Origin of the sequence: uncultured Stenotrophomonas sp., assembly GCF_963519125.1 — a bacterium.
Classification (GTDB): Bacteria; Pseudomonadota; Gammaproteobacteria; order Xanthomonadales; family Xanthomonadaceae; genus Stenotrophomonas.
Genome location: NZ_CAUQLJ010000035.1, coordinates 1 through 19,967, shown reverse-complemented (window position 1 = coordinate 19,967; position 19,967 = coordinate 1). Strand labels below are relative to the sequence as shown.

The 19,967-nt window shown below is 67.8% G+C and carries 17 protein-coding genes; 10 read left to right on the top strand and 7 right to left on the bottom strand.

Translation table 11 applies throughout. The annotated features are described in order from the left end of the window. From RYM47_RS18640 to RYM47_RS18630, 3 genes are all read left to right on the top strand, one after another. A partial coding sequence (locus RYM47_RS18640) for a DnaJ C-terminal domain-containing protein (RefSeq protein WP_315389932.1) occupies positions 1 to 628 on the top strand: 628 nt, incomplete at its 5' end. Positions 629 to 765: 137 nt separating this feature from the next. Next, on the top strand, positions 766 to 1,674 hold the full coding sequence (gene pdxY, locus RYM47_RS18635) for a pyridoxal kinase (RefSeq protein ID WP_315389930.1): 909 nt from the start codon (positions 766 to 768) through the stop codon (positions 1,672 to 1,674). After that, positions 1,671 to 2,783 (top strand): prephenate dehydrogenase, encoded by a 1,113-nt coding sequence (locus RYM47_RS18630; RefSeq protein WP_315389929.1) that lies wholly within the window; start codon positions 1,671 to 1,673, stop codon positions 2,781 to 2,783. The genes pdxY and RYM47_RS18630 overlap by 4 nt, the downstream gene beginning before the upstream one ends. Positions 2,784 to 2,904: 121 nt before the next feature. Here the strand turns inward: RYM47_RS18630 and RYM47_RS18625 are convergent, their stop codons facing one another. From RYM47_RS18625 to RYM47_RS18605, 5 genes are all read right to left on the bottom strand, one after another. Continuing rightward, the gene (locus RYM47_RS18625) at positions 2,905 to 3,102 is read right to left on the bottom strand and encodes a hypothetical protein (RefSeq protein ID WP_070206524.1); all 198 of its coding nucleotides are present in this window, start codon (positions 3,100 to 3,102) and stop codon (positions 2,905 to 2,907) included. A 69-nt stretch (positions 3,103 to 3,171) separates the two neighbouring features. Beyond that, positions 3,172 to 4,938, bottom strand: a complete 1,767-nt coding sequence (locus RYM47_RS18620) for an ABC transporter transmembrane domain-containing protein (RefSeq protein ID WP_315389927.1) — start codon at positions 4,936 to 4,938, stop codon at positions 3,172 to 3,174. Further along, positions 4,931 to 5,539 (bottom strand): YigZ family protein, encoded by a 609-nt coding sequence (locus tag RYM47_RS18615; protein WP_315389925.1) that lies wholly within the window; start codon positions 5,537 to 5,539, stop codon positions 4,931 to 4,933. The genes RYM47_RS18620 and RYM47_RS18615 overlap by 8 nt, the downstream gene beginning before the upstream one ends. Then, positions 5,539 to 6,498, bottom strand: a complete 960-nt coding sequence (locus RYM47_RS18610) for a hypothetical protein (protein ID WP_315389923.1) — start codon at positions 6,496 to 6,498, stop codon at positions 5,539 to 5,541. Before RYM47_RS18610 ends, RYM47_RS18615 begins: the two co-directional genes overlap by 1 nt. Next, positions 6,495 to 7,049 (bottom strand): RNA polymerase sigma factor, encoded by a 555-nt coding sequence (locus RYM47_RS18605; RefSeq protein WP_315389933.1) that lies wholly within the window; start codon positions 7,047 to 7,049, stop codon positions 6,495 to 6,497. The genes RYM47_RS18610 and RYM47_RS18605 overlap by 4 nt, the downstream gene beginning before the upstream one ends. A 182-nt stretch (positions 7,050 to 7,231) precedes the next feature. Here RYM47_RS18605 and RYM47_RS18600 point away from each other — a divergent pair, with 182 nt between their 5' ends. Continuing rightward, positions 7,232 to 10,120, top strand: coding sequence for an EAL domain-containing protein (locus RYM47_RS18600; protein ID WP_315389921.1), 2,889 nt, complete (start codon positions 7,232 to 7,234; stop codon positions 10,118 to 10,120). Here RYM47_RS18600 and RYM47_RS18595 read toward each other — a convergent pair whose 3' ends face one another. Continuing rightward, positions 10,121 to 10,714, bottom strand: coding sequence for a TIGR00730 family Rossman fold protein (locus RYM47_RS18595; RefSeq protein ID WP_315389919.1), 594 nt, complete (start codon positions 10,712 to 10,714; stop codon positions 10,121 to 10,123). Positions 10,715 to 10,757: 43 nt separating this feature from the next. After that, positions 10,758 to 12,254: an aminotransferase class III-fold pyridoxal phosphate-dependent enzyme gene (locus RYM47_RS18590; protein ID WP_315389918.1), complete on the bottom strand. Its 1,497-nt coding sequence runs from the start codon at positions 12,252 to 12,254 to the stop codon at positions 10,758 to 10,760. Positions 12,255 to 12,501: 247 nt separating this feature from the next. Here RYM47_RS18590 and queA point away from each other — a divergent pair, with 247 nt between their 5' ends. From queA to fabV, 6 genes are all read left to right on the top strand, one after another. Beyond that, positions 12,502 to 13,533, top strand: coding sequence for a tRNA preQ1(34) S-adenosylmethionine ribosyltransferase-isomerase QueA (gene queA / locus RYM47_RS18585; protein ID WP_102945636.1), 1,032 nt, complete (start codon positions 12,502 to 12,504; stop codon positions 13,531 to 13,533). A gap of 57 nt (positions 13,534 to 13,590) precedes the next feature. After that, the gene (tgt, locus tag RYM47_RS18580; protein WP_315389915.1) at positions 13,591 to 14,721 is read left to right on the top strand and encodes a tRNA guanosine(34) transglycosylase Tgt; all 1,131 of its coding nucleotides are present in this window, start codon (positions 13,591 to 13,593) and stop codon (positions 14,719 to 14,721) included. A gap of 98 nt (positions 14,722 to 14,819) precedes the next feature. Then, positions 14,820 to 15,164 (top strand): preprotein translocase subunit YajC, encoded by a 345-nt coding sequence (yajC, locus tag RYM47_RS18575; RefSeq protein WP_070206534.1) that lies wholly within the window; start codon positions 14,820 to 14,822, stop codon positions 15,162 to 15,164. A gap of 61 nt (positions 15,165 to 15,225) precedes the next feature. Next, positions 15,226 to 17,082 (top strand): protein translocase subunit SecD, encoded by a 1,857-nt coding sequence (secD, locus tag RYM47_RS18570; RefSeq protein WP_315389913.1) that lies wholly within the window; start codon positions 15,226 to 15,228, stop codon positions 17,080 to 17,082. A gap of 16 nt (positions 17,083 to 17,098) precedes the next feature. Then, a complete protein-coding gene (gene secF, locus RYM47_RS18565) occupies positions 17,099 to 18,079 on the top strand; it encodes a protein translocase subunit SecF (RefSeq protein ID WP_070206535.1) in 981 nt (326 codons plus the stop codon). A gap of 176 nt (positions 18,080 to 18,255) precedes the next feature. Then, positions 18,256 to 19,512, top strand: a complete 1,257-nt coding sequence (fabV, locus tag RYM47_RS18560) for an enoyl-ACP reductase FabV (RefSeq protein WP_315389910.1) — start codon at positions 18,256 to 18,258, stop codon at positions 19,510 to 19,512. Positions 19,513 to 19,967: the final 455 nt, after the last annotated feature.

Here is a 19,967-nt window from a genome sequence, read left to right as displayed (position 1 = left end):
CCAGGTGCGCATCCAGCGCGGCATCTTCGCCATGCAGCAGGCCTGCCACAACTGCAATGGCCGTGGCCAGATCATCCAGAATCCCTGCAAGACCTGCCACGGCAACGGTCGCGTGGAGGAAGACAAGGTGTTGTCGGTGAAGGTGCCTGCGGGCGTCGATACCGGCGACCGCATCCGCCTGGCCGGTGAAGGCGAGGCCGGTCCGGCCGGCACGCCGCCGGGCGACCTGTACGTGGAAGTACGCGTGCGCGAGCACGAGATCTTCCAGCGCGACGGTGACGACCTGCACTGCGAAGTGCCGATCCGCATCTCGCAGGCTGCACTGGGCGACACCGTGCGCGTAGCGACCCTGGGCGGCTATGCGGAAATCCGCATCCCGGCCGAAACCCAGACCGGCAAGCTGTTCCGCCTGCGCGGCAAGGGCGTGCGTTCGGTGCGCAGTCGCAGCGAAGGCGACCTGTACTGCCGCGTCGTGGTCGAAACCCCGGTCAACCTGACCAGCGAACAGCGCAAGCTGCTCGAGCAGTTCGAAACCACCTTCACCGGCGAGGAAGCGCGCAAGCATTCGCCGAAGTCGGCCACCTTCATGGACGGCGTGAAAGGGTTCTGGGACCGCATGACCTCGTAACGAAAAGGTTTCAGAAGCAACAACAGCGCCGGGCACAGCCCGGCGTTCTTGTTTCCGAGCACGGCGATCCCCGGTAGCGACGGCCGTTGGCCGTCCCACGCACCCCCATCACCACCCGCACCAACTAAACTGCAACGATGAACGATTCCCTCGAAAGCCACCTGGTCCACGGTCGCCGCCAGCGCCCGGACGGTCCGTCGCCGGTCGACGTCATCTCGGTTCAATCGCAGCTCGTGTACGGCCACGCCGGCAACAGCGCCGCCGTCCCGCCGCTGCGCGGACTCGGCGTACGAGTGGCCGAAGTGCCGACCACGCTGCTCAGCAATGCGCCGTTCTATCCGACCACGCGCGGGCGCGTGCTGCCGGCCGACTGGTTCGCCGACCTGCTGCTGGGTGCGGAAGAACGCGGCCTGCCGTCGCGCGCGAAGATGCTGGTCTCCGGCTACTTCGGCAGTGTCGGCAACGGCGCGGCGTTCGCCGACTGGCTCGAGCGCGTGCTGCCGGCCTCGCCGCAGCTGCGCTACTGCCTGGACCCGGTGATCGGCGACACCCATACCGGTCCCTACGTGGAACCGGGACTGGAAACCATCTTTGCCGAACGCCTGCTGCCGCACGCGTGGCTGGTCACGCCCAATGCATTCGAACTGGGCCGGCTGACCGGCCTGCCGAGCCTGGCCGAAGCCGACGCCATCGCTGCCTCGCGCGCGCTGCTGCAGCGCGGGCCGGAATGGGTGCTGGCGCACAGCGTAGGTGGCGACCCGGGAGAGCTGGTCACCTTGGCGGTCAGCCGCGACGCGGTCTGGCGCTGGTCCTCGCCGCACCTGCCGGTGGACGTGGCCGGCACCGGCGACGTGCTGATGTCGCTGCTGGTCGCCTTCCTGCTGCGTGGCGAGCGCTTCGAACAGGCCCTGTCGCGCTCGATCTCCGGCGTGCACGCCGCGCTGGAGGCCACCCTGGCCAACGACCACGAAGAGTTCGACGTGCTGGCCGCCGCTCCGGCGGCGCTGGCCCAGCCGCACCGCTTCACCGCCGAGCGGATCGCGTGAGCCCGCATCCGGTTGTCGGCATCGTCGGCAGCGCCGGTGCTTACGGGCGTTGGCTGCGCACCTTCCTCGAGCAGCGCATGGGGCTGGAGGTGATCGGCCACGACCCGGCCGATCCGGCTTCCGATGATCCCGAACTGCTGCTGGAGCGCGCGCAGGTGCTGGTGTTTTCCGCACCGATCCGGCACACCCCCGCGTTGATCGCCGAGTACGTGCAGCGCTCGGCGGGCCGTGAGGCCGGACGCCTGTGGCTGGACGTCACCTCGGTCAAGAGCGAACCGGTCGCGGCGATGCTGAGGTCGCAGGCGGAGGTGGCCGGCCTGCACCCGATGACCGCCCCGCCCAAGGCGCCGACGCTGAAGGGCAGGGTGATGGTGGTGTGCGAGGCGCGCCTTGCGTCGTGGCAGCCATGGGTGGCGCAGCTGTGCGCGGCGCTCGAAGCCGAATGCGTGCGCGCCACGCCCGAGCATCACGACCAGGTCATGGCGCTGGTGCAGGCGATGGTGCATGCCACCCATCTTGCCCAGGCCGGCGTGCTGCGTGATTACGCCGCGCTGCTGGGTCCGCTGCAGGACCTGATGCCGTACCGGTCGGCCTCGTTCGAGCTGGACACGGCGATCATCGCGCGGATTCTGTCATTGAATCCGGCCATCTACGAAGACATCCAGTTCGGCAACCCGCACGTGGCGCCGATGCTGGACCGGCTGCTGGCGCAGCTGCAGACGTTGCGCAGCCAGGTTGCGCAGGGCGACGATGCCGCGCGCGCCGCGTTCCGCCAGCAGCTGCTGGCCGACAACCGCGAGCATCAGGGCGCCGCGCTGCTGACCGACGGCAACTACACCTTCGAACGGGTCGGTTACCTGCTGGCCGACCTGACCGAGCGCAACGCGATCAGCGTGCACCTGCCCGAGGACCGTCCCGGCTCATTGCGCGAGCTGCTGCATGTGTTCGAACGGCATGGGGTCAGCCTGGCCTCGATCCATTCCTCGCGCACGCCCGGCGGCGAAGTGCATTTCCGCATGGGTTTTGTGCCGGGCAGCGACCTGCAGGCCATGCAGCGTGCAGCGGTGGAAATCGACGCCAGCGGCATCGGCCGGGTCCTGCCACGCTGACGCGCTGCCGCATTCATCCACAGGGGGTGTGGATGAAATGCGGACAAGCATGTGGATAAGCGTGCGCAGCCCCCGTACCGCAAGGCTGTCAAGATGGGTGGCGATTAATTGACCACGTCAATTACGTGGTCAAGGTGAGCTCGCCACCGCTGGTGCGGAAGGTCCTGCCATCGCGGACCAGGTGCCGGCCGTCGGCCAGCTCATAGCGCACATGCGGATCGGCCGCGGTGTTCGCGGTGGCGGCCAGCTCATCCTTGAATTCGATGACGACGTAGTCATCACCGTTCGCATCGGTAGCGGGAAACTGACGGAACGACATGCAACACCTCCTGCAGCGGTCTCATGGGACACGTGCCACCATGCGACCGCGCGTGTTAGCGGTGCGTCATCAATCGATGAACTGAAGTCGTGCCAGTTCAGCATACAGACCGCCCTCGGCCAGCAGCTGCGCGTGGGTGCCTTGGGCCACGATCCGGCCGTGGTCCATCACCACGATGCGGTCGGCCTTCAGCACCGTCGCCAGCCGGTGCGCGATCACCAGCGTGGTGCGCCCGGCCATCAGCCGTTCCAGCGCCTGCTGCACTGCGCGTTCGCTCTGCGCGTCCAGCGCACTGGTGGCTTCGTCGAGCAGCAGGATCGGGGCATCCTTGAGCAGGGCGCGTGCAATCGCGATGCGTTGCTGCTGGCCACCGGACAGGCGCGCGCCGCGCTCACCCAGTTCGCTCAGGTAGCCATCGGGCAGGGCCTGCAGGAACTCGTCGGCCTCGGCGGCTTCGGCTGCGCGCTGCACCTCTTCGTTGCTGGCTTCCAGTCGCCCGTAGCGGATGTTGTCGAGCGCACTGCTGGCGAACAGGGTCGGCTGCTGCGGCACCAGCGCCATCTGCGCGCGCAGCTGTGCCGGGTCGACCCGGCGCACGTCCACCCCGTCCACCTGCACGCTGCCGGCGGCCGGGTCGTGGAAGCGCAGCAGCATCGACAGCACCGTGCTCTTGCCGGCACCGGAGGGCCCGACCAGCGCCACGGTTTCGCCTGGCCGCACATGCAGGTCGAAGTGGTCCAGTGCGGCGGTGTCTGGACGCTGCGGGTAATGGAAGACCACGTCCTGGAAACGGATCTCGCCGCGCAGCGGCTGCGGCAGCGGTAGCGGGTCAGTCGGCGTGGTGATCTCGATGTCTTCCTGCAGCAGTTCGGCGATCCGGCCCATGCCGCCGGAGGCACGCTGCAGCTCATTCCATACTTCGGCCAGCGCACCGACCGAACCGCCACCGATCAGCGCGTACAGCACGAACTGGCCCAGCGTGCCGGCGCTCATGCGGCCGTCGATCACGTCATGCGCGCCCAGCCACAGCACGCCCACGATTGCGCCGAACACCAGCACGATGGCGGTGGCGGTCACCAGCGACTGCGCACCGATGCGGCGCCGTGCGGCGCGGATCGATTCGCCCAGCGCAGCGTTGAAACGGCTGCGCTCGTAGGGCTCGCGCGCGTGCGCCTGCACCGTGCGCACCGCGCCGAGGGTTTCGGCGGCCAGGCTGTTGGCATCGGCGATGCGGTCCTGGCTGGCGCGCGAGATGCCGCGCAGCCGGCGCGCACCGATGATGATCGGCAGCACCGCCAGCGGAATGCCGACCAGCGACCACGCGGCCAGGCGCGGGCTGGTCACGAACAGCATCACCAGGCTGCCCACCACCGTGACGCTGCTGCGCAGGGCCACCGACATGGTCGAGCCGATCACGCTGCGCAGCAGTTCGCTGTCGGCGGTCAGGCGCGAGACCAGTTCGCCGCTGCGGCTGCGGTCGTGGAAGCCGGCGCCGAGTGCGATCAGGTGCGCGTACAGGCGGCTGCGCAGGTCGGCGACCACCTTTTCGCCCAGCAGCGACACAAAGAAGAAGCGTGCGGCGGTAGCCAGCGCCAGCACCACCGCGACCAGGAACAGCAGCGCGAACGCGCGGTTGATCTGGCCGTTGCTGTTGAAGCCGTGGTCGATCATCTGCTTCACCGCCGGCGGCAGGCTCAGCGTGGCCGCCGAGGACACCGCCAGTGCCACCAGCCAGGCCGCGAACAGCCCGCTGTGGCGGCGCACGAACGGCCACAGCGTGCCCAGGCTGCCAAGGCGGCGCAGGGTGGGGGCGGCAGGGGAGACGGGGTCAGTCATGGGCAAAGCCTGGTTCGGTGCGTGCGTGCACCCGGATACGATCACGGGTGGCGTCGCGAAGGCGGATTTTCAACGGGTCGACCTGCTCGGCAGGCAGCCGGACGTGCAGTTCCACCCCGGAAGCGGTGAAGGTTTCCTCCAGCTTGTCGGCCAGGTGCTGGGCCAGTGCCGCATGCAGCGCGCCCAGGTCCTCGAACCCGGCCTGCACGGTCAGTTCGGCCAGGGCCACCAGCGGCAGTCGCGGTGCGGTGCGCAGGCATTCGGCCGCAGTGCCGCCATAGGCCCGCACCAGGCCGCCGGCACCGAGCTTGATGCCGCCGTACCAGCGGATCACCACCACCATGATGCGGTCGAAACCCTGGCCGTCGATGGCAGCCAGGATCGGGCGCCCGGCGGTGCCGGCCGGCTCGCCATCGTCGCTGGAGCGGTATTCGTTGCCGTGCCGGTAGGCCCAGCAGTTGTGCGTGGCGTCGGCCACGGCGACCTGCTGCAGGAAGGCGAGCGCATCGGCGGCCGACTCGATCGGCGCGGCGTGCGCGACGAAACGGCTGTGTTTGATGTCCAGGCTGTGGCTGACGGCGGTGGCGAGCGTATCGGGCATCAAGACTCAAGCAACACGCGCAGGTCGCCCGGAATACGCGCTTCCGGATATGCCTGCAGATAACGCTCCAGGCTCGCCCGCGCCGTGTCCAGATCGCCCGCATCGCGACGCTCGCGGATGCGCTTGATCCATTGCCGACGTGGCAGCGCAGCGTCCGCGTCCACCGCCAGGGTAAGCGCATCGGGCGATGCCAACGCGCCATAGGCCTGCGCCGGCGCCGGTTCGGCGCGGCGCATCACCCCGGGTGCTCCCTGTGTGCGTGCAGCGGCAGGTGCGGCCAGCTTGGCGCGCTCGCGCGCATCGGTGGCCCGGCTGCCAGTAACGTCCACGCGGTCCAGTTCCGCCGACTGCGCGGCATCGGCCTGCTCGCTCTGCAGAACCGGGGCTGCCATCGGCGCGGCGGGCGCCGGGGGAGCGGGCATGGCGATCGGTGCTGCAGCGGGCAGTGGCGGTGGAGCCGGCACTGGCGCCGGTTTGGGCGCAGACAGCACGCGCGCCGGCGCAGGCGGCGCAGCGACAGGTTTGGCCTGGGCCGCCACGTCGGCAGCCGGCGCCTCGGCCGGGACCGCCGCAGGTGCCGCGTCGCCGCCTGCGGCGGAAGCGGCCTGTGGTGCCCTTTCAGTGGCCATTTCGCTTGCCATCGGTGCGGGTGCGGCCGGCGGTGGCCCCTCGGGCTTGAGCTGCCACGCGATGCCCACCGCGAACACCAGCGAGGCGGCCAGGCCGAGTGCGGCCGGGAAACGCGAACGCCTGCGCGGCGTCGTATTGGGCGTGGGCGCGGGCGCGGCGTGGGGCGCAGCCGGTTCGGCAGTGGGTGCAGAGGCCATCGGTTGCACCGCGGCACGCGCAGCCGCCAGCACCGCCTCGTCCACCGCCGCCGGCGGTGCACTGGACGCCGGCCGGCCCATCAGGCGGGCCAGTTCGCGTTCTTCCGGCGTCAGCGGATCGGGACGGTTCATGGGCTCAACTCCGCGCGCAGTTTGTCCATCGCGTAGCGCAGCCGCGACTTCACGGTTTCGCGGCCCACGCCAGTGACCTGCGCGATCTCTTCCAGGCTCAGCTCCTGCTCCAGCCGCAGTTGCAGCACGGTGCGCTGGTCATCGGGCAGCTGCTCCATGGCCAACTGCAGGCGGCGGCGCTGTTCGAATTCGGACAGCTGGGTTTCCGGCGTGCGCGTATCGCTCATCCGCGCCATGCGCTCGTCGGCGTCGCCGGGCGCAGCCGGGCGGTGGCGCAGCGCCCGCCAGTGGTCGTTGAGTCGATTATGGGCAATCCGGAACAGCCAGGTAGTGAAGGCTGCCTCCGGCTGCCAGCCGGCACGGGCCGCGATCACCCGTTGCCATACGTCCTGGAACATCTCGTCGGCCAGCGCCGCATCGCGCAGCTGCCGCAGCAGGAAGCTGTACAGGCGGTTGCGGTGACGCGCGTACAGGCTCTCGAAGGCACGCAGGTCGCCACCGGCCCAGGCCAGCATCAGCGACTCGTCGGTTGGCAGGGCAGCGGCATCCACGGCGCACAGAGTAAGCGCTGGAGGGGGCTGCGCATAGCTGCGCGCGGCAGGGGCGGTGGCGATGATCACCCTCCGAACAACGGCCGAAGGGAGGCAATGGGGTGAAGGACTTCCATTGACCCCCGGTTTGCGCGTTATGCTCGGGGCACAGGGGAGGCGCCGGGTATCCGGCGTCAGAAGAGATGAACATGTTGTCCAGCCAGGCAGTGACGACTTCAGGGCAGAAGGACCGCAGCGCAGCCGTATCGGCTGCGCTTGGGCGCACGCTGTGCGCGCTGTTGCCGGCCGGCGCCCGGCTCACCCTGGGCTGGTCCGATGCTACGCTGGGCGAAGGCTGCCTGCGGCATCCGCCCCGCGCGGGCTCGGATCGGGGGGTGCTGGACGCGCTGCTGGCCTCGCCGCCGGTCTGCCCGCAGGGCGGGGCGGTGTACCGCTGGCAGCACCAGGGCGGTGAGCTGGTCATTCACGTCGTGCTCGAGGATGGCGCAAGCCCACCCGACGCCTGGTGGGGCGTGGCGCGCAGCGGCCTGCAGGACGCACTGGCACTGGCCCGGCAACGCGAGCAGATCCGCTCGCTGGAAAATTCCAAGCGGCTGCAGCAGGCGTTGTACGAAATCGCCGACCTGGCCGGCGCCGACCTGGAAATGAGCGAAATGCTGCGGCACTTCCACCGCGTGCTCAATTCGCTGATGTACGCGCAGAACTGCTACATCGTCGAGTACGACGACGTACGCCGGCGGATCCGCTTCCTGTACTTCGCCGACCAGCGCGACAATTTCGTGGCCGACCCCGATCGCAGCTACGAAGAACATGAAATGCCGCGCAGCCTGACCTTCGCGCTGCTGCGCCACGGGCAGCCGCTCAGTGGGCCGTCCAACGAGTTGCTGGCCGCGATGAGCGACGAATACGACCCCAGTCGCGGGCCGGAAAGCCTGGACTGGCTGGGCGTGCCGATGCTGCGCGACGGTCGGGTCTGCGGCGCCATCGTGGTGCAGAGCTACGAGCAGCGCGTGCGTTACAACGAAGCCGACCGCACCCTGCTGGGCTATGTGGCGCAGCACATCCTGACCGCAATGGACCGGCGCCAGGCGCAGGTGCAGCTGGAGCGCCAGGTGGAGCGGCGCACGCTGGAGCTGCAGCGCGCCAACCACAGTCTTCAGGACGAAGTGATCGAGCGCCGCCGCGCCGAGAAACTGCAGCTGGCGCTGTTCAACATCGCCGAAATGGCAATGAGCGCCGAAAGCCTGGCTCAGTTCTACGTGCAGGTGCATGGCGTGGTCGGCACGCTGCTGGATGCGCGCAATTTCTACATCGCCCTGGTCGACGAGTCCGGCGAGGGCCTGGAGTTCGTCTACTCCGTCGACGAATACAACCCGGCCCGTGCGCCACGGCCGTTCAGCATGGGGCTGACCGAGTACATCGTGCGCAACCGGCAGCCGCTGCTGGCCTCGCGTGAGCATATCGACGCGCTGCGCGCCTCCGGAACCGTAAATGAGTTCGGTGCGCGCTCGCACTGCTGGCTGGGCGTGCCGCTGCTGAGCGACGACGACGTGGTCGGCGTGATCGTGGTGCAGAGCTACTCGCCGGAGATCAGTTTCACCGCGCACGACCAGCGCCTGCTGACCTTCGTCGCGCAGAACATCGGCAACGGCCTGGCCCGGCAGCGCGACCAGGAGCGCCTGCGCAACGCGCACGCCGAGCTCGAAGTACGCGTCGACGAACGCACCCGCGAGCTGGCCGAGGTGAACGACAAGCTGCTCGGCCAGATCGGCGAGCGCCTGCGTGCCGAACAGCGCCTGACCCACCAGGCGCTGCACGATGCGCTGACCGGCCTGCCCAACCGTGCGCACCTGCTCGACCGTCTTGAGGACGCCATCGCCCGTGCCCGCTCGCGCGACGGCCTGCGCTTTGCGGTGCTGTTCCTGGACCTGGACCGCTTCAAGCTGGTCAACGACAGCATCGGTCACGCCGCCGGCGACCAGATGCTGGTCGAGGTCGCCAAGCGCATCGTGTCGATGGTGGGCGGCGACGACGTGGTGGCCCGGCTGGGCGGCGACGAGTTCGCGATCCTGCTTGAATGCGAGCAGGGCCTGGAGTCGGCGCGCGAGTTCTCGCAACGCATGTTGGTAGCACTGGAAGAATCGATGTGGGTGCAGGGGCGCGAACTGTTCCCGTCCGGCAGCCTGGGCATCGCGATGTGGAGCCCGCGCTACCGCAACGGCGAGGAAATGGTGCGCGATGCGGACGCGGCGATGTACCGCGCCAAGGCGCAGGGCAAGGACCGCTGGGCGGTGTTCGACGAAGCGATGCGCGAAGAAGCCCTGCGCAGCCTGGACCTGGAGGCGGACCTGCGCCGGGCGATCAACAACCGCGACTTCATGCCGTTCTACCAGCCCATCGTGCGCCTTGCCGATGGCCAGGTGGTCGGCTATGAGGCGCTGTTGCGCTGGCAGCACGAGCGGCGCGGCCTGTTGCTGCCGAGTGCGTTCCTGGACCTGGGCGAAGAGAGTGGGCTGATCGAGCAGGTGGACTGGCTGCTGTATGAAGAGGTGATCGGCCAGCTCGCGCGGGGTGGCGAAGGCTATCTGTCGGTCAACGTGTCGCCGCGGCATTTCCGTTCGCCGGACTTCAGCTCACGCCTGTTCGGCCTGATCGAAGCGGCCGGTGCCGACCCGCACCGTTTGCGCCTGGAGATCACCGAAGTGGCGCTGCTCGACGACGGCCCGCGCACGCTTCGGATCCTGCAGGCACTGCGCGAACGCGGCGTGCTGGTGCAGCTGGACGACTTCGGCACCGGTTTCTCGGCGCTGTCGTACCTGCACCGCTTCCCGATCTCCACGCTGAAAATCGACCAGAGTTTCATCGCCGGGCTGCACGGCCAGGACCTGCAAAGCACCTATGCGCTGGTCCAGGGCGTGCTGTCGCTGGCGCGCACGCTGGGCATCGAAACGGTAGGCGAGGGCATCGAAAACATGGCCCAGCGCGAGACCCTGCTGCAGCTGGGCTGCGATTACGGGCAGGGCTACCTGCTGGGGCGCCCTGCACCGATGGAAACGTTTGTTACCGCGTAATCAACGCAACGCGGTACGCCGCTTCTCATCAATCCACTTCGAGGCCTGCGCGGGCTCATACGCGCGCATCCAGTCCAGCATGGCGTCGATGTCCGAGCCGTACCACAGGTCGGCGCGCTGGTCCGGGTGCAGGAAGCGCTCTTCGACCATGCGGTCGATCATGCCGATCAGGGGCGCGTAGAAACCGTCCACGTCCAGGAACGCGCACGGCTTGTTGCCGATCCCGAGCTGGCGCCAGGTGAGCATCTCGAAGATCTCTTCCATGGTGCCGAAGCCGCCGGGCAGGGCGACGAACGCGTCGGACAGGTCGAACATGCGCGACTTGCGCTCATGCATCGAACCGACGATCTCCAGTTCGGTCAGGCCGCGGTGGGCCACTTCCCAGTCGGCCAGCTGCTGCGGGATGACGCCGGTCACTTCGCCACCGCCCGCCAGCACCGCGTTGGCCACCGTGCCCATCAGGCCGACATTGCCGCCGCCGTAGACCAGGCGCAGGCCATCGCGGGCGATGCGGTCGCCCAAGGCGATCGCGCGTTCGGTGTAGATGGGCTTGCTGCCGGCGTTGGAGCCGCAGTAGACGCAGATGGACTTCATGGGTGGTTCCCGGTGGAAACCACCCATTGTCGCATGGCGGGCTTCAGGCCGCCTGCGATTGTTCCCGGCGCGGGCCTTCCTTCAGGGCGCGACCCACCAGATTCACCAGCAGGTCCAGCTCTTCGCTGTCCATCCCGAAATGCGGGGTGAAGCGAAGCGAGTTCTCGCCGCCATGGATGACGTTGATGCCGTGGTTGCGCAGCCATTCCTCGGTGGAATTGGCGCCGTAGCACTTGAACTGCGGGGCCAGCTCGCAGGAGAACAGCAGGCCGGTGCCCTGGACCTTGGTGATCAGGCCGCCCAGCTCGCTGCGCAGCTGTTCCAGCTTGCGCACCGCTTCCTCGCCACGCTGGCGGATGTTGTCGCGCACCTGCGGCGTGAGCAGGCCCAGGGTGGCGCAGGCCACGTCCAGCGCACGCGGGTTGGAGGTCATGGTGTTGCCGTAGATGCCCTTGCGGTACAGCTGCGCGGCATGCTCGGTCACGGCCAGTACCGACAGCGGGAACTGCGCGGCGTTCAGCGCCTTGGAGTAGGTCTCCATGTCCGGCACCTCCAGCCCTTCGAAGCCGGGGTAGTCCACGATCGAGAGCACGCCATGCGCGCGCAGGCCGGCCTGGATCGAGTCCAGCAGCAGCAGGCTGCCGTGCTGGCGGGTGAGCTCGCGGGCCAGTGCGTAGAACGACGGCGGCACCGCGCGGCCCGGGTCGCCTTCGCCCATCACCGGCTCCAGGAACACCGCTTCGATGAACCAGTGGTTCTGTTCGGCCTCGGCGAACACCCGCTTCAGCGCGTCTTCGTCGTACGGCGCGATGGCGATCACGCTGTCCTCGCCACGGTAGCTGGCCAGGTGCTGCATGTAGGTCTTGCGGCTGGAATCCGAGTACAGGCCCGGGCGGTCGGTACGACCGTGGAAGCTGCCCTTGACCACCACGCGCTTGATCTTCGCGCCGGCATGGCGGGCGCCCGGATCGGTCTGCAGCTTGGCGTTGACGTCGGCGATGCGCGCGGCCAGGCCGACCGCTTCGGAGCCGGAGTTCAGGCACATGAATCGAGCGTACGGGCAGCCGCCGCGGCGGTGGCCGATCTCGCGGCGCAGCGCCTGGATGAAGCGATGCTGGGACAGGTTCGGGGTCATCACGTTGGCCATCACCTGCGGCGCGGCCATCGCGTCCAGCACCGCCTGCGGGGTGTGCCCGAAGCCGAGCATGCCGTAGCCGCCAGCGTCGTACAGCACGGCTCCCTTCAGCGTGACCACCCACGGACCGCGGGCGGCGAGGGCGACGTACGGCGTGACCGCGTCGTCGGCGTAGAAATTGACGAAGCCGTCCTGCATGGCATCGATCTGGGCGCGTTCGTCCAGCGCCAGCAGCTCGGCCAGGTCGGCGCGGACCCGCTCGAATTCGACGGCGGCGGCGTCCACGGCAGCCAGCAGCTGCGGGTGGCCGGCGGCCAGGCGGTCGAGGGTGGCGTCATCCAGGCCGGCGGTGAGGCGGGTGCCGGGCTGGGCGCGGAGGGGGGCGAGGCGTTCGATGAAGCTCATTGCAGATCTCCTGAAACGATTGGCGGCACGGCGCAAATGCAAAACGCGCGACCGGGGCGCGCGCTTGGGGGAATGCGGCTCGTGCATCAGACTTCCGGTTCGATGCTAGCACGCGGTTTTTCGCGCGATAACCCCGGCAAAAACTGTTGCAGAGCAGCATTTTGCGCGACGTTCGCTGCCATGCGCGTTGCCACCGGGAGCCAGTCGTACAATGCGCGACATTGCCTACACGTTCCCGTGCGCTCCCTTGAAAAAGTCTGATTTCCATTACGACCTGCCCGCCGAATTGATCGCCCAGGCTCCGCTCGCGGAGCGCTCGGCCAGCCGCCTGATGGTGGTGCCGCCGGCCCCGGCGGCCTTCGACCACCGCCAGGTGCGCGACCTGCCGGACCTGCTGCAGCCCGGCGACCTGCTGGTGTTCAACGACACCCGGGTCATCCCGGCGCGCCTGTTCGGGCAGAAGGCCAGCGGCGGCCGGGTCGAGATCCTGATCGAACGCCTGCTCGGCGGGCAGCAGGCGCGGGCCCAGGTGGGCGCGAGCAAGTCGCCCAAGCCGGGCAGCCGGATCGCGCTGGACGCCGGCGGGGAGGCCGAGGTGCTGGGCCGCGACGGCGAGTTCTACGTGCTGCAGTTCCATGTGCCGGAGTCGCTCGAGCAGTGGCTGCTGCACGCCGGCCGGCTGCCGTTGCCGCCCTATATCCAGCGCGAGCCGGGGCTGGACGACCGCGAGCGCTACCAGACCGTGTTCGCCCGCGAAGTGGGCGCGGTGGCCGCGCCGACCGCCGGCCTGCACTTCGACGAGGCGCTGCTCGCTGCCCTGAAGGAAAAGGGGATCGGCTTCGGCCACGTCACCCTGCACGTCGGCGCCGGCACCTTCCAGCCGGTGCGCGCCGATGACCTGAAAGACCATGTCATGCACCGCGAGTGGCTGAACGTCGGCGCCGAACTGGTCCAGCAGGTCCGCCAGACCCGTGCGGCCGGCGGGCGGGTGATCGGCGTGGGCACTACGGTGGTGCGCGCGCTGGAAAGCGCGATGCGCGACGGCGAATTGCTGCCGTATGCCGGCGAAACCCAGATCTTCATCACCCCCGGCTATCGGATCCGCAGCGTGGATGCCATGGTCACCAACTTCCACCTGCCCGAAAGCACGCTGCTGATGATGATTTCGGCCTTTGCCGGGCAGGAACGGGTATTCGAGGCCTACCGCGCGGCGATCGCGGAAAAGTACCGGTTCTTCAGCTACGGCGACGCCATGTTGTTGTTCCCGCAGGGGGATTGAAAGCGGGCGCGGCGGTTTTAGGCGATAATCGAGGATTATTTGCCCCGATTCCGCCCGATGTCCCGACTCCAGTTCCAGCTCCAGACCACCGACGGGCGTGCCCGCCGCGGCCGCCTGACCTTCCCGCGCGGGACGGTGGAAACCCCGGCCTTCATGCCGGTGGGCACCTATGGCTCGGTCAAGGGCATCCTGCCGGAGCAGATCCGCGCGCTGGGCGCCGAGATCATCCTGGGCAACACCTTCCATCTGTATCTGCGCCCGGGCCTGGACGTGATCGCCGATCACGGCGGCCTGCACGGGTTCGCGCGCTGGAACGGGCCGATCCTGACCGATTCCGGCGGTTTCCAGGTGTTTTCGTTGGCCCATCGCCGCAAGATCACCGAGCAGGGCGTGACCTTCGCCTCGCCGACCGATGGCGCCCGGGTGTTCCTGGGCCCGGAAGAGAGCATGAAGATCCAGAAGGTGCTCGATTCGGACATCGTGATGATCTTCGACGAGTGCACCCCGTACCCGGCCACCGAGCCGGTGGCGCGCACCTCGATGGAGCTCAGCCTGCGCTGGGCCCAGCGCAGCCGCAACGCGCACGACGAACTGGGCAACGACGCGGCGCTGTTCGGCATCGTCCAGGGCGGGGTCCACCACGACCTGCGCAGCCGTTCGGCCGAAGGCCTGCAGCAGATCGGCTTCGACGGCTACGCCATCGGTGGCCTGGCGGTGGGCGAGCCGGAGCACGAGCGCAACGCCATGCTCGACCACATGCATCCGATCCTGCCGGCCGACCGCCCGCGTTACCTGATGGGCGTGGGCCGGCCGGAGGACCTGGTCGAAGGGGTCGCCCGTGGCGTGGACATGTTCGACTGCGTGATGCCCACCCGCAACGCCCGCAACGGCCACTATTTCACCTCGACCGGCACGGTGCGGATCCGCAACGCCCGCTATGAACGGGACATGGACACCATCGAACCGGGCTGCGGCTGCCATGCCTGCACCAGCGGCTACACCCGGTCCTACCTGCGCCACCTGGACCGCTGCAACGAGATGCTGGCGCCGATGCTGGGCACCATCCACAACCTCTTCTATTACGAGAAGCTGATGGCCGACATGCGCGCGGCCATCGCGGCGGGAACCTTCGGGGCCTTCCGCGAGTCCTTCTATGCGGCCCGGGGCATGGCCACGCCGCCGCTGTAACCCGCCCGGGGCCGTGGCATACTTCGCGGCTGACCCCTGTTTCGCGGCGACACCCGACCCCATGTGGGGAAGGGCGCCTCCCAACCCAAGGACACACCATGAACCTGATCGCCTTCCTGATTCCCGCCGCCCACGCCCAAGCCGCCGGTGGCCAGCCGCAGGGCATGGGCCTGACCACGCTGCTGTTCCCGATCATCCTGATCGCGATCATGTACTTCCTGATGATCCGCCCGCAGATGAAGCGCCAGAAGGAACACAAGGCGATGCTGGAAAAGATCAAGATCGGCGACGAAGTCCTGACCAACGGCGGCATCGCCGGCACCGTCAAGGGCATCGGCGACAACTTCGTCACCATCGAAGTGGCCGACAACGTCAACATCCGCGTGCAGAAGGGCGCCGTGGGCAACGTGCTGCCGACCGGCACGCTGAAGTCGGCCAACTGAGTCACCTCCTTTCCGAAGCACAACCGCGGCGCCGGGAATGGCGCCGCGCAGGAACCTGGCAATGCTTGAATTTCCACGCTGGAAATACGTCGTCATCCTGATCGTACTGGCGCTCAGCGCGCTGTACGCTCTGCCCAACATCTACCAGAAGGACCCCGCCGTCCAGATCACCGCCAACCGTGGCGGACAGGTCGACGAGGCCCTTCGCGAGCGCGTGCTGGCCGACCTGAAGGCCGCCGGGATCGCCAACATTGGCGTGGACAAGGAAGGCGAGAGCCTGATCGTGCGCCTGCCGGACCTGCAGACGCAGGCCGCGGCCAGTGCCCGGCTGCGCGACAGCGTGGGTGAGAACTACACGGTAGCGCTGAACCTGGCTTCGACCGTGCCGGACTGGCTGCAGCGCCTGGGCGGTCGCCCGATGGTGCTGGGCCTGGACCTGCAGGGTGGCGTGCACTTCGTGCTGCAGGTCGACCAGAAGGCAGCCATCGACAAGCGCATGGACGCCTATGCCGAAGACGTGCGCGGTACGCTGCGCGAGTCGCGCGTTCCGTTCCAGTCGGTCGAGCGTCGCCCGGACAACTCCATCGTTGCCACCCTGAGCCCGTCCACCGACGACGCGGCCGTGGACCGCGCCCGCGTGGCGCTGGCCAAGGCGCAGCCGACCCTTGGTTACGACGTGGTGGGCAAGCGCATCACCGTGACCGTGCCGGAAACGGAGCTGAGCCAGATCACCAACGGCGCCATCGAGCAGAACATCACCACCCTGCGCAACCGCGTCAACCAGCTGGGCGTGGCCGAGCCGATCATCCAGCGCCAGGGTGCCGACCGCGTGGTGGTGCAGCTGCCGGGCGTGCAGGACACGGCCGAAGCCAAGCGCATGATCGGCGCCACCGCTACCCTCGAGTACCGCGCGGTGGTTGACGGCAATGCACAGGACGCCATCAACTCCGGTCGCATCCCGCCGGAAGCGAAGGTCTACCAGCGTCGTGATGGCGGTGGGCCGGTCCTGCTGAACAAGCGCGTGATCGTCACCGGTGACCAGATGGTCGGCGCGCAGGCGGTGACTGATTCGAACAGCGGCTCTCCGGCGGTCAGCGTGACGCTGAACAATGTCGGCGGCCAGCGCATGTTCGACTTCACCAGCGCCAACGTGAACAAGCCGATGGCGGTGGTCTACACCGAGCGCGTGCCGACCGTGACCGTCGTCGACGGCCAGGAAGTGCGTGGCTTCAAGGTCAACGAGGAAGTGATCTCGGTGGCCAACATCAACGGCGTGTTCGGCAAGAACTTCCAGACCACCGGCCTGCAGAAGAAGGAAGCCGAGGACCTGGCCAAGCTGCTGAAGTCCGGCTCGCTGGCCGCGCCGATGGACTTCGTGGAAGAGCGCGTGGTCGGCCCCAGCCTGGGTGCCGAGAACGTCGAGCGCGGCATCACCGCGGTGATCTATGCCTTCATGTTCACCCTGGTGTTCTTCACCGTGTACTACCGCATGTTCGGCCTGATCACCTCGGCGGCGATGCTGTTCAACCTGCTGATCGTGGTCGCGGTGATGTCGCTGTTCGGCGCCACCATGACCCTGCCGGGCTTCGCCGGCCTGGCGTTGTCGGTGGGCCTGTCGGTCGACGCCAACGTGCTGATCAACGAGCGTATCCGTGAGGAACTGCGTGCCGGCGTGCCGGGCAAGACTGCGATCGTGACCGGTTATGAGCGCGCCAGCGGCACCATCCTGGACGCCAACCTGACCGGCCTGATCGTGGGCGTGGCCCTGTTCGCGTTCGGTACCGGTCCGCTGAAGGGCTTCGCCCTGACCATGATCATCGGTATTTTCGCCTCGATGTTCACTGCGATCACCGTGTCGCGCGCCCTGGCGACGCTGATCTACGGTCGTCGCAAGAAGCTCCAGAACGTGGCCATCTGACGGGACGACTCGCACAATGAAACTGTTTCCGCTGCACATCCTCCCGAACGACACCACGATCGACTTCATGCGTTGGCGCCATGTCGCCATGGCAGTCACCATCGCGGTGTTCCTGGCCTCGGTTGCCATCATCGGCATCAAGGGCTTCACCTTCGCACTGGACTTCACCGGCGGCACCCTGATCGAAGCGCGCTTCGATCGCCAGGTGGACGTGGAAGAAGTCCGCTCGCGCCTGGAAGCCAATGGCTTCGAAGGCACCCAGGTGCAGAGCTTCGGTGGCAACACCGACGTGCTGATCCGCCTGGCCCCGCACGGCGAGCATGCCCCCGGCACCGGCGCAGCTAGTGCCGAGGACAAGGCCACCGGCGCGGCGGTGCTCAAGGCGATCACCACCAGCGAGAACCCGGCCACGATCCTCCGCAATGAGTTCGTGGGCCCGCAGATCGGCAAGGACCTGGCCATGAACGGCCTGTACGCGACGATCTTCATGCTGGCCGGCTTCCTGATCTACATCGGCTTCCGCTTCGAGTGGAAGTTCGCGGTCACCGCGAGCATCGTGGCGCTGTTCGACCTGCTGGTGACGCTGGCCTACGTGTCGCTGATGGGCCGCGAGTTCGACCTGAACGTGCTGGCCGGCCTGCTGTCGGTGATGGGCTTTGCGATCAACGACATCATCGTGGTGTTCGACCGCGTCCGCGAAAACTTCCGCAGCCTGCGCGTGGAGCCGCTGGAGGTGCTGAACCGCTCGATCAACCAGACGCTGTCGCGTACGGTGATCACCGCAGTGATGTTCTTCCTGTCGGCACTGGCGCTGTACATGTACGGCGGCGCGTCGATGGAAGGCCTGGCCGAAACCCACATGGTGGGTGCGGTGATCGTGGTGCTGTCCTCGATCCTGGTCGCGGTGCCGATGCTGACGATCGGCTTCCTGCGCGTGAGCAAGCAGGACCTGCTGCCGAAGGCCAAGGACGTCGAAGCCCTGGCCCGACGTCCGTAAACATGGGTAGGTCCGGCCGCTGGCCGGACACCTATGGAGAGAAAAAGCCGCGCCCTGCGCGGCTTTTTCTTTGGCACCGTACCGGGGCGTCGGTTGTGCTGTCTGCCCGTGCACACTACGATTTCAGGGTTGCGTGCGGCCGTTCCCGTGGCCGCACCGTTCCTGACGAGGTTTCCATGGTCATCAAACCGCGTGTGCGCGGCTTCATCTGCGTCACCACCCATCCGGTCGGCTGCGACGCGGCCGTCAAGCAGCAGATCGATTACATCAAGGCGCAGCCGAAGATCCAGAACGGTCCCAAGCGCGTGCTGGTGCTCGGTGCGTCCACCGGTTATGGCCTGGCTGCGCGCATCACCGCCGCCTTTGGCAGCGGCGCGGCAACGCTGGGCGTGTTCTTCGAGCGTCCGGGTACCGAAACCAAGCCGGGCACGGCGGGCTGGTACAACTCGGCCGCGTTCCAGAAGTACGCTACCGAGGCCGGCCTGTACGCCCGCAGCGTGAACGGCGATGCGTTCTCCGACGAGGTGAAGGCCAAGGTCATCGAACTGATCCGGCAGGACCTGGGCCAGGTCGACCAGGTGGTGTACAGCCTGGCGGCGCCGCGCCGCAAGCACCCGAAAACCGGTGAGGTGATCAGCTCGACGCTGAAGCCGATCGGTGCGCCGATCACGCTGCGTGGTCTGGATACCGACAAGGAAGTGATCACCGAAACCACGATCGAGCCGGCCACCCCGGAAGAGATCGCCGGCACGGTGGCGGTGATGGGTGGCGAAGATTGGCAGATGTGGATCGACGCGCTGCTGGAAGCCGGTGTACTGGCCGAAGGCGCGACCACCACGGCATTCACCTACGTGGGCGAGGAGATCACCCAGGCGATCTACTGGAACGGCTCGATCGGCGCGGCCAAGAAGGACCTGGACCAGAAGGTGCAGGGCATCCGCGCCAAGCTCGCGCCGCTCGGCGGCGACGCCCGCGTGTCGGTGCTGAAGGCGGTGGTGACACAGGCCAGCTCGGCCATTCCGACCATGCCGCTGTACCTGTCGCTGCTGTTCAAGGTGATGAAGGAACGCGGCACGCACGAGGGCTGCATCGAGCAGCTGGATACCCTGTACGACATCGTTTACGGCGGCAAGGACAGCGGCACCGCAGTGGAGCGCCTGCGCCATCAGCTGCTGGCCGACGGCCGCACGGTGGAGCTGGTCGACGAAGCCGGCCGCCTGCGCGCGGACTACAAGGAAATGGCGCCGGACGTGCAGGCTGAAGTCGTGGCGCTGTGGCCGCAGGTGACCAACGAGAACCTGTACGAGATCAGCGACCTGGCCGGCTACAAGGCCGACTTCCTGCGCCTGTTCGGGTTCGGTGTCGAAGGCGTGGATTACGAAGCGGATGTGGCCACGGATGTGGCGATTCCCGATCTGGTCGACATGACCTGATTGAGGCTCGTCTTCGCAACGAGATGCCGCCGTTACTGGCGGCATTTTCGTTTCTGAAGCCAAGTGCAGCGTCTCAGTTCGTACGTGCAGGGGCGGCCGCCGGGCAGCCCCGCTCCGGGATAACACGCGCCTACGGCCCGCGTTATCCGCGCATTCCACCTTAACCCCGCGCCTTCGGCGCGCCCCCTTCAACAAGAAGGGGGCTTTCCTCCAGTGAGTCATGCGTGGGCTTCAGACACGCGTGGCGTGTCCCTACGCGGGTGCGCGGCGTTGCGATGTCGCGGGATCTCGCGATGAACCCGCTTGGTAGGGTCGGTTCCCAAACGACCGCCGTGGAATCATCCGCGCCCGGTAACGCATGGAAATGATCGGCATCGCAACGCCGGCCAACGGCGGGCACCCGCGTTTCCCGTGGCTACCGGCAGACTGTCGGAGGGTCGGCGGGGGTGGGTTTG

What these genes read in the sequence shown, in the direction of transcription:
- pdxY (WP_315389930.1), top strand. Translation starts at nt 766, where the DNA reads ATGAACGATTCCCTCGAAAGCCACCTGGTCCACGGTCGCCGCCAGCGC.
- RYM47_RS18625 (WP_070206524.1), bottom strand. Translation starts at nt 3,102, where the DNA reads ATGTCGTTCCGTCAGTTTCCCGCTACCGATGCGAACGGTGATGACTAC.
- RYM47_RS18620 (WP_315389927.1), bottom strand. Translation starts at nt 4,938, where the DNA reads ATGACTGACCCCGTCTCCCCTGCCGCCCCCACCCTGCGCCGCCTTGGC.
- RYM47_RS18615 (WP_315389925.1), bottom strand. Translation starts at nt 5,539, where the DNA reads ATGCCCGATACGCTCGCCACCGCCGTCAGCCACAGCCTGGACATCAAA.
- RYM47_RS18610 (WP_315389923.1), bottom strand. Translation starts at nt 6,498, where the DNA reads ATGAACCGTCCCGATCCGCTGACGCCGGAAGAACGCGAACTGGCCCGC.
- RYM47_RS18600 (WP_315389921.1), top strand. Translation starts at nt 7,232, where the DNA reads ATGAACATGTTGTCCAGCCAGGCAGTGACGACTTCAGGGCAGAAGGAC.
- RYM47_RS18595 (WP_315389919.1), bottom strand. Translation starts at nt 10,714, where the DNA reads ATGAAGTCCATCTGCGTCTACTGCGGCTCCAACGCCGGCAGCAAGCCC.
- RYM47_RS18590 (WP_315389918.1), bottom strand. Translation starts at nt 12,254, where the DNA reads ATGAGCTTCATCGAACGCCTCGCCCCCCTCCGCGCCCAGCCCGGCACC.
- tgt (WP_315389915.1), top strand. Translation starts at nt 13,591, where the DNA reads ATGTCCCGACTCCAGTTCCAGCTCCAGACCACCGACGGGCGTGCCCGC.
- yajC (WP_070206534.1), top strand. Translation starts at nt 14,820, where the DNA reads ATGAACCTGATCGCCTTCCTGATTCCCGCCGCCCACGCCCAAGCCGCC.
- secD (WP_315389913.1), top strand. Translation starts at nt 15,226, where the DNA reads ATGCTTGAATTTCCACGCTGGAAATACGTCGTCATCCTGATCGTACTG.
- secF (WP_070206535.1), top strand. Translation starts at nt 17,099, where the DNA reads ATGAAACTGTTTCCGCTGCACATCCTCCCGAACGACACCACGATCGAC.
- fabV (WP_315389910.1), top strand. Translation starts at nt 18,256, where the DNA reads ATGGTCATCAAACCGCGTGTGCGCGGCTTCATCTGCGTCACCACCCAT.